The sequence below is a fragment of the Shewanella youngdeokensis genome, assembly GCF_033180165.1.
Lineage (GTDB): Bacteria > Pseudomonadota > Gammaproteobacteria > Enterobacterales > Shewanellaceae > Shewanella > Shewanella youngdeokensis.
Window position 1 is genome coordinate 1141516 of the sequence record NZ_CP136522.1, and the last position, 13665, is coordinate 1155180.

Annotated in this window: 8 protein-coding genes and 8 tRNA genes; all 16 read left to right on the top strand. The window is 42.5% G+C overall.

Annotation, left to right across the window (positions count from 1 at the left end; genetic code table 11):
- Positions 1 to 47 precede the first annotated feature (47 nt).
- The 16 genes from recA to RGE70_RS04920 all read left to right on the top strand — a co-directional run bounded on the left by recA (position 48) and on the right by RGE70_RS04920 (position 13652).
- Positions 48 to 1118 carry a recombinase RecA gene (recA, locus tag RGE70_RS04845; protein WP_310470413.1) on the top strand — a complete coding sequence of 357 codons (1071 nt, stop codon included), beginning with the start codon at positions 48 to 50 and terminating at the stop codon, positions 1116 to 1118.
- A gap of 621 nt (positions 1119 to 1739) precedes the next feature.
- The gene (gene alaS, locus RGE70_RS04850) at positions 1740 to 4364 is read left to right on the top strand and encodes an alanine--tRNA ligase (RefSeq protein ID WP_310470414.1); all 2625 of its coding nucleotides are present in this window, start codon (positions 1740 to 1742) and stop codon (positions 4362 to 4364) included.
- A gap of 465 nt (positions 4365 to 4829) precedes the next feature.
- Positions 4830 to 5027, top strand: coding sequence for a carbon storage regulator CsrA (gene csrA / locus RGE70_RS04855; RefSeq protein WP_248939279.1), 198 nt, complete (start codon positions 4830 to 4832; stop codon positions 5025 to 5027).
- A gap of 198 nt (positions 5028 to 5225) precedes the next feature.
- A tRNA-Ser gene (locus tag RGE70_RS04860) sits at positions 5226 to 5317 on the top strand.
- 21 nt (positions 5318 to 5338) lie between these two features.
- Positions 5339 to 5415, top strand: a tRNA-Arg gene (locus RGE70_RS04865).
- A gap of 29 nt (positions 5416 to 5444) precedes the next feature.
- Positions 5445 to 5521, top strand: a tRNA-Arg gene (locus RGE70_RS04870).
- Positions 5522 to 5559: 38 nt separating this feature from the next.
- Positions 5560 to 5636, top strand: a tRNA-Arg gene (locus RGE70_RS04875).
- A gap of 30 nt (positions 5637 to 5666) precedes the next feature.
- Positions 5667 to 5743 (top strand) — tRNA-Arg (locus RGE70_RS04880).
- Between the two features lie 33 nt (positions 5744 to 5776).
- Positions 5777 to 5853 (top strand) — tRNA-Arg (locus RGE70_RS04885).
- 33 nt (positions 5854 to 5886) lie between these two features.
- Positions 5887 to 5963, top strand: a tRNA-Arg gene (locus tag RGE70_RS04890).
- Positions 5964 to 6063: 100 nt separating this feature from the next.
- Positions 6064 to 6155 (top strand) — tRNA-Ser (locus tag RGE70_RS04895).
- 1064 nt (positions 6156 to 7219) lie between these two features.
- Entirely contained in the window at positions 7220 to 7465 is a 246-nt protein-coding gene (locus RGE70_RS04900; RefSeq protein WP_310470416.1) for an OadG family protein, read from the top strand.
- 21 nt (positions 7466 to 7486) lie between these two features.
- On the top strand, positions 7487 to 9301 hold the full coding sequence (gene oadA / locus RGE70_RS04905; protein ID WP_310470417.1) for a sodium-extruding oxaloacetate decarboxylase subunit alpha: 1815 nt from the start codon (positions 7487 to 7489) through the stop codon (positions 9299 to 9301).
- A gap of 8 nt (positions 9302 to 9309) precedes the next feature.
- Entirely contained in the window at positions 9310 to 10440 is a 1131-nt protein-coding gene (locus RGE70_RS04910) for a sodium ion-translocating decarboxylase subunit beta (protein WP_310470418.1), read from the top strand.
- 176 nt (positions 10441 to 10616) lie between these two features.
- Positions 10617 to 12329, top strand: a complete 1713-nt coding sequence (locus RGE70_RS04915; protein ID WP_310470419.1) for a type I secretion system permease/ATPase — start codon at positions 10617 to 10619, stop codon at positions 12327 to 12329.
- A 9-nt stretch (positions 12330 to 12338) separates the two neighbouring features.
- Positions 12339 to 13652 carry an HlyD family type I secretion periplasmic adaptor subunit gene (locus RGE70_RS04920; protein ID WP_310470420.1) on the top strand — a complete coding sequence of 438 codons (1314 nt, stop codon included), beginning with the start codon at positions 12339 to 12341 and terminating at the stop codon, positions 13650 to 13652.
- The last annotated feature ends 13 nt before the right edge of the window (positions 13653 to 13665 follow it).

The window sequence follows — 13665 nt, forward strand, 5'->3', positions numbered from 1 at the left end:
ATTTCAGAACTCACATTGTTTATTACAGTGATTCAAAGGACATAAGAATGAAGAAGACTGATCCAAATAAAGAGAAAGCGTTAAATGCCGTTTTAGGCCAAATTGAAAAACAATTTGGTAAAGGTTCAATCATGAAATTGGGCGAAGATCGTTCAATGGATGTCGAAACTATCTCAACGGGTTCTCTATCTTTGGACGTTGCATTAGGCGCAGGTGGCCTTCCAATGGGGCGTATTTGTGAAATTTATGGCCCAGAATCATCAGGTAAAACAACACTAACTCTAGAAGTGATTGCTGCGGCACAAAAACAAGGTAAAACTTGTGCCTTTATCGATGCAGAGCATGCTTTAGACCCTATATACGCACAAAATTTAGGCGTTGATATTGAAAATCTACTTTGTTCACAACCAGATACAGGTGAGCAAGCGTTAGAAATCTGTGATGCTTTGACTCGCTCTGGTGCTGTTGATGTTATTGTAGTTGACTCGGTAGCGGCGTTAACACCAAAAGCTGAGATTGAAGGGGAGATCGGTGACTCACATATGGGTCTTGCTGCTCGTATGATGAGCCAAGCTATGCGTAAGCTTGCTGGTAACCTTAAGCAATCAAATACTTTGCTTATCTTTATTAACCAAATTCGTATGAAAATTGGTGTCATGTTTGGTAATCCTGAAACGACTACAGGCGGTAATGCGCTAAAATTTTACGCTTCAGTTCGTCTAGATATTCGCCGCACTGGTGCAATTAAAGATCGTGACGAAGTTATTGGTAATGAAACGCGCGTAAAAGTGGTTAAAAACAAAATTGCTGCGCCGTTTAAGCAGGCTGAATTTCAAATTCTTTATGGCAAGGGGATTAACAGTACCGGTGAGCTTGTTGATTTAGGCGTTGTTCACAAATTAATCGAAAAATCAGGTGCTTGGTATGCTTATAAAGGCAGTAAGATAGGCCAAGGCCGTGCTAACGCTGGTAAGTATTTAGTTGAAAACCCTGAAGTGTCAGATGAGATTGAAACAGCTTTACGCTCAATGTTATTAAGCAAAGGTGAAAAGGTTACACCTGATGCTGCTGATACCGCCGGCGATAATATTGATTTAGAGACCGGCGAAGTCTTTTAGGCTAACCGGTGACGAATACTGATTTTAACTAGGGTTAAAGTTAGTATTCGTCATATTTGTAACTTTTTTCAATTGCTAAACCCCCATCCAGCTTAGCTATTAACCTACTGTTATGTAAGACCTCCTTGTTTATTTGCAGCATGAATTCCTGATTTATCCGATCCGCAGTTAGTTTTGGCTACAAATGCCATTTCAAAATTGATTTAACAGATATTTTTAAGCATTCTTTGTACTTTAATTGTGATGATTAAAGGAAGTGATGTTGTAAATTATGCTTCTTGTCGCTTTGCTCGGTAGCGGTAAAACCACCCAAACAATGCACACCTTAGGGTTAAGTGGGTTTCTGCTGCGTGTTGTGTATGTTTGTATATGTGGTGCTTAGTCTGTTTACTGCTGGACACTGACCGTGTCGATTGAGCTATGTGTTGGAGCACTTCAAGGTTATTTTGCAACTGGATTGTTGATATAGAAGTCAAGATATACAGATTATTTTAGTAGACCATAGAGATTTGTCGCTACAGGGCTGGTTGTTGGTCATGACACTGCTTATAATGCATTTCATAAAATTTTTTCATTAAGCTCTTTACGGGCTAGTTGCACAATCTAATTCAGGACGGTTTCATGTATCAAACCACTGCAGCACTGCGTAGTGCTTTTTTGGAATATTTCCGCACCAACGGCCATCAGGTAGTTGATAGTAGCTCTCTAGTACCGAGCAATGATCCAACATTGCTATTCACGAATGCGGGTATGAACCAGTTTAAAGACGTATTTCTTGGAGAAGATAAACGCAATTATACTCGTGCCACCTCATCTCAACGATGCGTGCGAGCGGGTGGTAAGCATAATGATTTAGATAACGTCGGCTACACTGCGCGTCACCATACTTTCTTTGAAATGATGGGCAATTTTAGCTTTGGTGATTACTTCAAAGAAGAAGCAATTTTCTTTGCTTGGAATTTTTTAACAAAAGAGCTCAAACTGCCAGAAGAGCGTTTGTGCGTTACCATTTATGAAACCGATGATGAAGCGTTTGATATCTGGACTAAGAAAGTCGGTGTTGCTGCAGAGAATGTTATTCGCATTGGTGACAATAAAGGAGCTGCTTACGCTTCTGATAACTTCTGGCAGATGGGTGATACAGGGCCATGTGGACCATGTTCTGAAATTTTCTACGACCATGGTGAACATATTTGGGGCGGTCGCCCTGGTACACCAGAAGAAGATGGTGACAGATTTATTGAGATCTGGAACATCGTGTTTATGCAGTATAACCGTCAATCAAACGGCGACATGAATCCTCTGCCTAAACCTTCAGTTGATACTGGTATGGGGATTGAGCGTATTGCGGCTATTATGCAGGGCGTACACTCAAACTATGAAATTGATATTTTTCAAGCGTTGATTAAAAAGACGGCTGAGATCCTTAACGTGACAGATTTAGAAAATAAATCATTGCGCGTTATTGCAGACCATATCCGTTCATGTGCATTTTTAATTGCAGACGGCGTTATGCCGTCAAACGAAGGTCGTGGTTATGTTCTACGTCGTATTATTCGACGTGCAGTTCGCCATGGTAATAAATTAGGTGCCACGAGCAGCTTCTTCTTTAAATTGTTACCAACATTGATTGAGGTAATGGGAGATGCAGCTAAGGGTATTATTGCCACTCAGGCTATTGTTGAGAAATCACTAAAAGCTGAAGAAGAACAGTTTGCGCGTACTCTTGAACGTGGACTAGGGCTGCTTGATAACGCATTATCAAACCTTAAAGGTAACGTGCTAGACGGAGAAACGGCTTTCAAACTATATGACACTTATGGTTTTCCAGTCGATTTAACCGCTGATGTGTGCCGTGAGCGTGATATTACTGTTGATGAAGATGGTTTTAAGGCGGCAATGGCAGAGCAACGCAGTCGTGCACAAGCCGCGGGTCAGTTTGAGACTGACTATAATGAAGGTCTTAAAATCGATCAGGAAACGAGTTTTGTAGGTTATACCGACCTCAATAATCAGGCTAAAGTTACTGCTATATACAAAGCAGGTGAATCAGTTGATTTACTTAGCACTGGCGAAGACGCTGTAATCGTATTAGACAATACTGCTTTTTATGGTGAATCTGGTGGCCAATGTGGTGACCAAGGTTTATTACTTGGTGATGGTGTTGAATATATCGTTACCGATACTCAAAAATACGGCCAAGCTATTGGGCATATCGGTAAGGTTGAAAAAGGGGTAATTAAAGTCGGCCAGGTTGTTTCTACTAACGTAGATAAAAAGCTGCGTCACCGTACTGAGTTGAACCACTCCGTGACTCACCTTTTACACGCTGCTTTACGCCAAGTTTTGGGAACGCATGTAACGCAAAAAGGCTCATTAGTGAATCCAGAGCGACTACGTTTTGATTTCGCACATTTTGAAGGTGTTAAAGCGTCAGAAATTAAAGCGGTTGAAGACTTGGTTAACACGCAAATCCGTCGTAATCACGCGTTAACGTCAGAGTCTATGGATATTGAGCAAGCCAAAGAAAAAGGCGCTATGGCGTTATTTGGTGAAAAATATGACTCTGAAGTTCGCGTTGTCACCATGGGGGATTTTTCAATTGAGCTCTGTGGTGGTACGCACGTCGGTCGTACCGGTGATATTGGTTTGTTTAAAATCACTTCGGAAGGCGGGATCGCAGCCGGTGTAAGGCGCATTGAAGCGGTCAGTGGTGCAGCTGCTATGGCTTATGTAGCCAATCAGCAAGCTCAACTTGAAGAAGCCGCAGCGTTACTAAAAGGGGACAGTGCATCAGTTGTTGTTAAGCTAAAAGCGCAACTTGATAAAGCCAAGCTACTTGAAAAAGAATTGGCACAACTCAAAGATAAACTCGCTGCTGCAACCAGTGCTGATTTAGCAGGCGAAGCCGTCGACGTTAACGGTATTAAAGTGTTAGTTAAGCAGCTTGAAGGGGTTGATGCTGGAGCGCTTCGTGGATTACAAGATGAGCTCAAGCAAAAGCTACAATCAGGTATTGTAGTGCTTGGTATTGCTGGTGATGCCAAAGTGAATCTGATAGCTGGGGTAACTAAAGATCTGACAGGTAAAGTTAAAGCTGGTGAATTGGTTGCTTCTATTGCTGTACAAGTTGGCGGAAAGGGTGGTGGACGACCAGACATGGCTCAGGCTGGTGGTAGTCAACCTGAAAATCTTAAAGGGGCACTTGAAAGTGTAATTCCTTGGTTAGAAGCTAAACTTAGTTAAACACGATTGTGTTAGATAACTATAAAAAACGCTCATTATGAGCGTTTTTTGCTTTCTAGTGTCTATTTATACACATTTGCGGCCCAGTGTTACGGTTTGTTAAGCAACCGAATGTTATTCATATCACTCTTTGCATTAAAACTAGTAGATATAACAGTTAACTTTGTTATGGTTGAATATGATAATAAAAAGTTGGTAGCTAGCAACATTGAATTAAACTGATTGTAATGAGAAATCTTTTTCTGTCAGGTTTGGCTTGATGTTTGATAACAGCTTTTGGTGCAGGTTTTTCTTAATGTGGCTTATAGTTTTTTATAGGTTCAACTGCGGTAAGGGCAGTAAAGGTACAATTAATTATCGGATTTCAAACTGAAGACTGTTAATTTGTACTAAGCTAACTCTATAATAAGTATATAACGGAATTATGCCGTATTAAGTAGGTTTAGGAACTAAAGGAGTAAGATAATGCTGATATTGACTCGTCGTGTTGGTGAGACACTGATGATTGGTGATGAAGTTACTGTCACTGTATTAGGCGTTAAGGGTAACCAAGTCCGGATTGGTGTAAACGCACCTAAAGAAGTCTCTGTTCATCGTGAAGAGATTTACCAACGCATCCAGTCTGAAAAAGCTGGTACGCCGTCAGAAGGCGGAAACTTCTGATTATAGTTGTGTGTAAATGAGAATTTCAGAAGCTAGTTATTTAACTGGCTTTTTTATTTTTTAGCGTTTGAAACTCATATTTATGCTGTTCTTAGTCGGATATACAGCCAACATGCTTAAAAACAGTTCAAACGGAATTAGTTTCTTAAAAATGGTTTGACTTATTTTCGGCAAACAGTAATATGTGCGCCAAGAAACGGAGAGGTGGCCGAGTGGCCGAAGGCGCTCCCCTGCTAAGGGAGTATGGGCTTTAACTCCCATCGAGGGTTCGAATCCCTCCCTCTCCGCCATTTCTTACAGTAAACAACGATGCGGATGTAGCTCAGCTGGATAGAGTACCTGGCTACGAACCAGGCGGTCGGAGGTTCGAATCCTCCCATCCGCACCATTTTTTACTGTTATTTAAATTTTTAGTGAGCGGATGTAGCTCAGCTGGATAGAGTACCTGGCTACGAACCAGGCGGTCGGAGGTTCGAATCCTCCCATCCGCACCATTAATTATTTAAATTATATAAAAGTTATACCTTAATATGCGGATGTAGCTCAGCTGGATAGAGTACCTGGCTACGAACCAGGCGGTCGGAGGTTCGAATCCTCCCATCCGCACCATTAAGTTGTTTTATTGTTTTACCTTTATATGCGGATGTAGCTCAGCTGGATAGAGTACCTGGCTACGAACCAGGCGGTCGGAGGTTCGAATCCTCCCATCCGCACCATAAAGTTGTTTTAAATGTTTGACCTTAATATATGCGGATGTAGCTCAGCTGGATAGAGTACCTGGCTACGAACCAGGCGGTCGGAGGTTCGAATCCTCCCATCCGCACCATTAAGTTGCTTTAAATGATTTACCTTTATATATGCGGATGTAGCTCAGCTGGATAGAGTACCTGGCTACGAACCAGGCGGTCGGAGGTTCGAATCCTCCCATCCGCACCATATAAAGTTTACAAATTTCGCGTTTTTAGTTAATCATATAAAAATGGTGACTAATCAAATGGTTGGAGTTATAATACCAACCGAACGCACCAAGTTTTGCGGAGAGGTGGCCGAGTGGCCGAAGGCGCTCCCCTGCTAAGGGAGTATGGGCTTTAACTCCCATCGAGGGTTCGAATCCCTCCCTCTCCGCCATTATTCAACAAAAAAACCGCTTTTAAAGCGGTTTTTTTGTATCTAAATTTCGCCTCAATAACTTAACTGTAAAAGGCGTTATCACTTGGTCATTTTCAGCATTCAGTTCACAGCATTGAGCCTTTCTATACTTATCCATACTTAGGAGATTCGCCTAGGGTTTTGAAAGTTGTCATTAGCCGTAAATTGATCGGTGTTTATGGTAATTTGCTTAGCTATTGTGATTTATTTCTATGCTGCCTTATTCATTTTTCCGTTGTTACTGTTTTTTGCCATTCAAATATCACCGCTGTTTAATTGACCCCATACTGTTGTTATTTACCAGTCCTCATTTATATCAATTGCAAAAGCCGCCCATGTAAGAGTCACACCTTATCATCGCTGTTGCTGTAAAATTGTCTTTACCTGTCAGACTTCAATATCAGATTTGTGCCATTAGGTTGAATTATCGTGCTTTAACACGCTCAGTTAAGTAATGCTTGAATGTCGAGGTTGACCTTATGAAGTTCAACAATGCGTAACAGTTGCTGTAATGGTTAGGTGCGTGTTTGCTTTAGCTTGTTTTAGTTAAGCAAGTTTGAAAAGTTAATAGAATATTTTCCACCCTCCTCATGTTTCCTTCTCCACCATCCTCACAAAAAGAAATGTTGATTACCGGCATAATCGTTTGATGTTAATCGCTATGTGCTATGTGCTATGTGCTCCGCCAATAAATGAAAAAATTGCGATGATTTGTGCATGTTGACTATAAGTTTATTGGCTATTAGCACGCTTTGAGTGAGGTATCTTTATTTTATTGCTGTAAACAAATGTAGATTATTTAAGTGGTATGAAGTGCTTATGCGTTTATTGGTATGACCAATTTACAGAATGCTCGCAATTTTGTTGTATATTGGTTATTGTTTTACCAGTTTGAAGTAACTTAATGCCTATATATATTGATGTAACTAAAGTTCTGGCAATAAATATAGGTGGGAAATTTTTAAGGTATTCATTTTGCGTAAGCTTTAGGGATTTTGTTTAGGGATCTTACTTAAACAAATGGTGCTCAGTGAGAGGGAAAAATGGACGTTATATCTGGACAGTTAACCGACGCGCTAGGGATCATGGGGCTTGGTATGAGTTTGGTGTTTGCATTTTTAAGTATTCTGATTTTTGCAATAAAGTTAATTGCTTGGAAATATGCACCAATGACTCAGAGCATAACTGACACTGCTGTTCAGCAGCCAGTGGTCAATAAGCCCGCTGTGAGCCCATTAATGGCTGCAGTTATTGCCTCTGCAATATACCAACATCGCCGAAAAGTATAATAAAAAGCTAAGGAATCAACTATGAGCAAGCCACTGGCTTTAACCGATGTCGTCTTAAGAGATGCCCACCAATCTATTCTCGCTACGCGATTGCGTACTGAAGATATGCTGCCGATTGCACCATTACTCGACAAAGTCGGTTTTTGGTCGCTTGAATCGTGGGGTGGTGCAACATTCGATTCTTGCATTCGGTATCTGGGTGAAGATCCTTGGGAGCGTATTCGCGAACTAAAAAAGGTGATGCCTAATACTCCGCAGCAGATGTTGCTAAGGGGGCAAAACCTTTTAGGTTACCGCCATTACGCTGATGACTTAGTGCATCGTTTCGTCGAGCGCGCTCATATTAATGGCGTTGATGTATTTCGTATTTTCGATGCAATGAATGATGTCCGCAACCTTGAAACAGCAGTTAAGTCTGTGGTCGAAGTTGGTGGGCATGCTCAAGGAACCTTATCTTACACAACTAGTCCGGTACATACTCTTGATACTTGGATTGATATGGCTAAGCGCCTTGAAGACATGGGTTGTCATTCATTATGTATTAAAGATATGGCGGGGCTACTAAAGCCATTTGATGCATTTGAAATGATAAGCCAAATCAAATCCCAAACTAATTTAATTGTGTCAATGCATTGCCATGCTACAACCGGCCTTAGTACTGCAACATACCAAAAAGCAATAGAAGCAGGTATCGATGTGCTCGATACTGCAATTTCCTCAATGAGCCAAACCTATGGCCACAGTGCGACTGAGACATTAGTTGCAATGGTTGAAGGTACAGACAGAGCGACCGGTTATGATATGGCCCTGCTCGAAGAGATTGCTGCTTACTTTAGGGTTATCCGTAAAAAATATGCTGCATTTGAAGGTGAGCTTAAAGGCATTGATTCGCGCATTCTTCGTGCCCAAGTGCCAGGTGGCATGCTAACGAATATGGAAAGTCAGTTAAAAGAACAAGGCGCTGCAGACAAACTTGATTTAGTACTCGAAGAAATACCACGAGTGCGTAAAGATCTGGGCTTTTTACCGTTAGTAACACCTACTTCACAAATTGTTGGTACTCAATCTGTAATTAATGTACTGACAGGTGAGCGTTATAAGTCGCTCACTAAAGAAACCGAAGGTGTATTAAAAGGTGAGTACGGTTTAACGCCCGCTCCTGTTAATCAGCAATTGCAGCAGCGGGTATTAGCAGGGGCTAAGGCGGTAACTTGTCGTCCTGCCGATCAGCTCGAAGCAGAGCTAGATAGATTACGCCTCGAATTAGCCACCAACGCTAAAGAGGCATCCATTAGCTTGGCAACTGAAGTTGATGATGACGTATTGATCTATGCATTATTTCCTCAAATAGGGCTTAAGTTCCTGAAAAATCGCAATAATACAGATGCGTTTGAGCCTAAGCCTGAAGTCGCTGCTATGGCGCTAGCGCAAGCTAACGAAGCTGAAGTTGCTGCAGTGAATAAGCAAGGGTCTGAAACCTACACGGTAACAGTTCAAGGTCAGCGATTTGTTGTCGAAGTGGCAGAGGGCGGCGACATTAGTGACATCACTCCGGCAGAAAACGTGGTTCCTTTTACTCCGGTGCCAGCAACAGCTCCTGCTGTGGTGGAATCAACTGTGGTGAAGTTTGAGCAAAAGGCGCCGTTGTCGGGCAATATTTTTAAAGTTAATGTGTCGCCGGGTGATGCTGTTAAAGAAGGTGATGTAGTCATTGTTTTAGAAGCGATGAAAATGGAAACAGAAATACGAGCTGAAGCTGATGGCGTGATTTCGCAAGTGTGGGTCAAAGAGGGTGATGCTGTCGCTGTCGGTAACCAATTGTTAGCGTTAGCTTAGGAGCCATCATGGAAGGGTTAATTGCTTTTTGGTCTGAGTCAGGTATTGCTAACTTTACGGCTGGGCAAGTGCTAATGATGGTTGTCGGTTGCTTGCTGATATATTTAGCTATTGCTAAAAAATTCGAGCCTCTACTGCTACTACCAATCGGTTTTGGTGCCATTTTGGCAAACATTCCAAATGGTGGGTTTACTGATGAAGGGGGGCTGCTTTACTTTGCCTACCATGTAGGCATTGAGACGGGGATTTTCCCGCTGCTAATTTTTATGGGGGTTGGCGCATTAACCGATTTTGGGGCGCTTATTGCTAACCCTAAAATGTTATTGCTTGGGGCTGCGGCTCAATTTGGAATTTTTGCTACCTTACTTGGCGCCATCGGTTTAAATCTTGTGCCGGGCTTTGAGTTTTCAATGCAAGATGCGGCAGCGATTGCGATTATTGGCGGAGCGGATGGACCTACGGCTATCTTTTTAGCTTCTAAATTAGCCCCAGATCTTTTGGGGGCTATCGCAGTGGCAGCTTATTCATATATGGCCTTAGTACCACTGATCCAGCCTCCAATAATGAAGCTCTTCACCACGCAAGCTGAGCGGGAAATTAAGATGGAACAGCTGCGCGAAGTCAGTAAGCAGGAGAAAATATTATTTCCGTTGATGGTATTAGGGCTAACCATTTTATTCTTGCCAGCAGCAACGCCATTGGTGGGAATGTTTTGCTTAGGTAATTTAATGCGCGAATCTGGTGTGGTCGATAGGCTATCGAATACCGCGCAAAATGAATTGGTTAACATAGTAACCATTTTTTTAGGGTTAGCAGTCGGTTCCAAGTTGTCGGCTGACAAGTTTTTACAAATTGAAACCCTTGGAATTTTGGTTTTAGGCGCCGTTGCATTTGGCATTGGTACCGCAACTGGCGTGTTGATGGCCAAATTAATGAGCAAATTATCTGGCGGTAAAATTAACCCACTTTTGGGGGCAGCTGGTGTATCTGCAGTACCAATGGCGGCGCGAGTGGTCAACAAAGTTGGATTAGAAGCTAATAATCAGAATTTCTTATTGATGCACGCTATGGGACCTAATGTAGCGGGGGTGCTAGGTAGCGCTGTTGCAGCAGGGGTATTACTGGCTGTATTGGGGTAAGCCTTAGGTATTAGTAAAAAGTATAAAAATCTTTAGTAATTAAATCAATCCCGTACATTTACTGTACGGGATTTTTTTGCCTACAACAAAATTTATGGAATGGCGGACTATACTGAACAACGAAGATGCTAATTAAATCCCCCTGTTAACACCTTTCGCAATGGAGTGCGAATAACATGAAAAATCACTTCCGCAGTATTATCAGCTCACTACAAAAGGAATTAAAGTATGTGGCGATATTTAGTATTTTTGTTAATTTGCTAATGTTGGCGCTCCCCATATACAGTTTACAGCTCTTCGGACGAGTAGTCGCAAGCTCAAGTTTCGACACGCTGATTAATTTGACTTTTATCGTCGTATTCCTTCTGTTGGTTCAAGCTTCTCTGGATTTTGTGCGTAATAAATTGATGCAGCAAAGTGGCCTAAAACTCGAAATGAAACTGAGTTCAATTTTGGTACACGAAGCTATTCAAGAGTCTGCCCGAAAAGGCAGTATCAGCAAGCAAAGCTTACTTGATGTGCGTGAGGTCCGAAGCTTACTGATGACACCATCAACCACCGCAATTTTTGATGCTCCATGGGTCATTGTTTTTTTATTAGTATTATTTAGTCTGCACCCGCTACTGGGAATTACCGCCACTATTGGTGCAATAGCATTGTCTCTCTTGGCTTTTGGTGTAAAGGCTGCAGCTAAACCGCCGCAAGATGCAGCGTCGAAAGCGGTAATTGAAAGTAGTATGCAAATTAACGACATCCTCCGTCATGCTAGCTCTTTGCAAGCAATGGGAATGGCGGCAGATGTGGCTAAACATTGGCAAAAAGGCCATCAACAGCTGTTGGGATTACAGTGGAGCGTGGCTGATAAAGTTAGCATGATGTTGGTGTTAACGCGTTTAACTCGCACTGTGTTACAGGTCGCCATAATCGGAATGGGGGTTGGATTGGTATTAACCCAACAATTGGGTACCGGTGAAATTATTGCTGCCTCCATCATTTTAGGCCGAGCAATGGCACCCATTGAGCAGGCCGTAGGTTGCTGGAAAAACTGGGAGTCTGGCTGGCAAGCTTACCAACGATTAAACGTCGCCTTAAAGAAAACACCTGAAGAGAAAAAAACCTCGCTGCCGTCACCAACCGGTGAGTACTTACTCGAACGAGTAAGCTATATGATTGACCGAAATAACAAACCCATATTAGCCAATATTAACTTTAGGCTGCAAGCCGGGTTATCGTTAGCAATTATTGGCCCGAGTGGTTCAGGTAAGTCCTCATTAGCTAAATTGTTAATGGGGATTATCACACCCACCAGCGGTATGGTTAAGCTTGATGGTGCTTGTCTAAGTCAGTGGAATAATGACGAGCTAGGCCATTATATTGGCTTTGTTTCGCAGGATGTTGAGTTGCTTTCAGGGACTGTGGCACAAAATATCTGTCGCTTCAGTGATGCCGATCCAAAAGATATTGTGGAAGCTGCACGGCTTGCTTGTGTACACGAACTCATCATTGCACTTCCTCAGGGTTATGAAACTCAGCTCGGTGAGAAAGGTAGCCAAATCAGTGGTGGTCAAAAGCAGCGTCTAGCTCTTGCAAGGGCGCTTTTTAGTAAACCTAAAGTATTAATTCTTGATGAACCCAATTCAAATCTTGACCCTGAAGGCGAGGTTGCCCTCGCAATTGTACTGCAGTACTGCAAAGAGCAAGGCATCACCGTCATTATGATTAGCCATCGTGCTGGTTTTTTAAGGCAGATGGATTGGGTGGTGTGTTTACGTGATGGCTATATTGAAAAGGCCGGACCTAAAGAGAAATTCATCACCGATATCCACGAGATCAGTGAACGTACTGAAAACGCAGTTCAATCAATTGATAAACCCGCAGCAAATCAATAAGGAAAGATCATGGATGATATAAGTGATTTTAATACTCGAAAAGTTATCGTTTTTGGTATTGCGATTATTGTTTTTGCCGTTGGAGGTTTTTTATTGTGGGCGGGCTTTACCAAAATCGACGCCGCAGCCATAGCTCCAGGAAAACTAGTTTCTGAAACCCAGCGCAAAAAAGTTCAGCATTTGCATGGTGGGCGAGTTAAACAAATATTGGCATTTGAAGGTCAACATGTTGACCAAGGGCAAACGCTTATTGAGCTAAGTGATGTTCAAGTTGAAGCTGATTTTCAGCGAATTTTGTTAAAAACCGTCCGTGCGCAGGCTCAAATCGATAGGTTAACCCCGTTACTGGCCAGCCAAGGCTTACCCTCCGATAAGCGCGTTGTGTTTTCACCGCTGGTTCTAGAGCACCAACAACGCAACGAAGTTGCGCAGATAATGCTTATGCAGCAGCAGATGTTTGAGCGACAAATATCTGATTTTCACATGGTTAATCAACAATATGTTTTTCAGAAAAACCAGTTAGAACACACTCTAAAAGGGACAGAATTAAGGCTTAAGTCAACTCAGCAGCAACTTGAGCTAGTACAAGAAGAAGTCAGAATGAATGCCAGTTTGCTAGATGAAGGCTTTGTGTCTAAATCTCGTCATTTAGCCATTCAGCGCAGTGAATCAGGTGTTGAAGGGTTACTCGCACAGTTATCGGCAGAAGTGGATGTAACAGTTGCTCGGCTTGGTGAGCTTGAGCAAAGTCATGCGGCTGAGCGGTCAAATAGAGAGTTGCAATGGGCACAGCAATTACAAGAACAGCGCCAATTGAGAGACGAAGGCTTGCAAAGGCTTGCTGCTCAAACAGATAAGAAAGCACACATTAGCATTACCGCAGAACACAGCGGTACTGTCGTTGCGATGGCTATTCACTCTATCGGTGCGGTGATTTCACCTGGGCAAGTTTTAATGGAATTGGTGCCTGAATCTGATGAAATGATCGTCGAAGCTTATGTTCGACCTGAAGACATAGATGTAGTGCACCCAGGGTTGTTAACACAAGTGCGCCTCACCGCATATGACAGTCGTGATGCCATCCCTATGTCAGGTGAAATCATTCATGTCTCTGCCGACCGATTTTTTGCTTCTTCAGCTGGGCAACCAGAAGGGTACCTCGTTAAAGTGAAGCTCAACCTCAATGATAGTAAGCAATCAAACATTAAGTTACACCCAGGAATGTCTGCAGATGTTTATATCGTATTGCAGCCGCGAACGTTGCTGCAATACTTGTTGTCGCCGTTAGGCAGTTCTTTTGAGCACGCCTTTAGAGAAAGTTAATTGGTTTAATTCT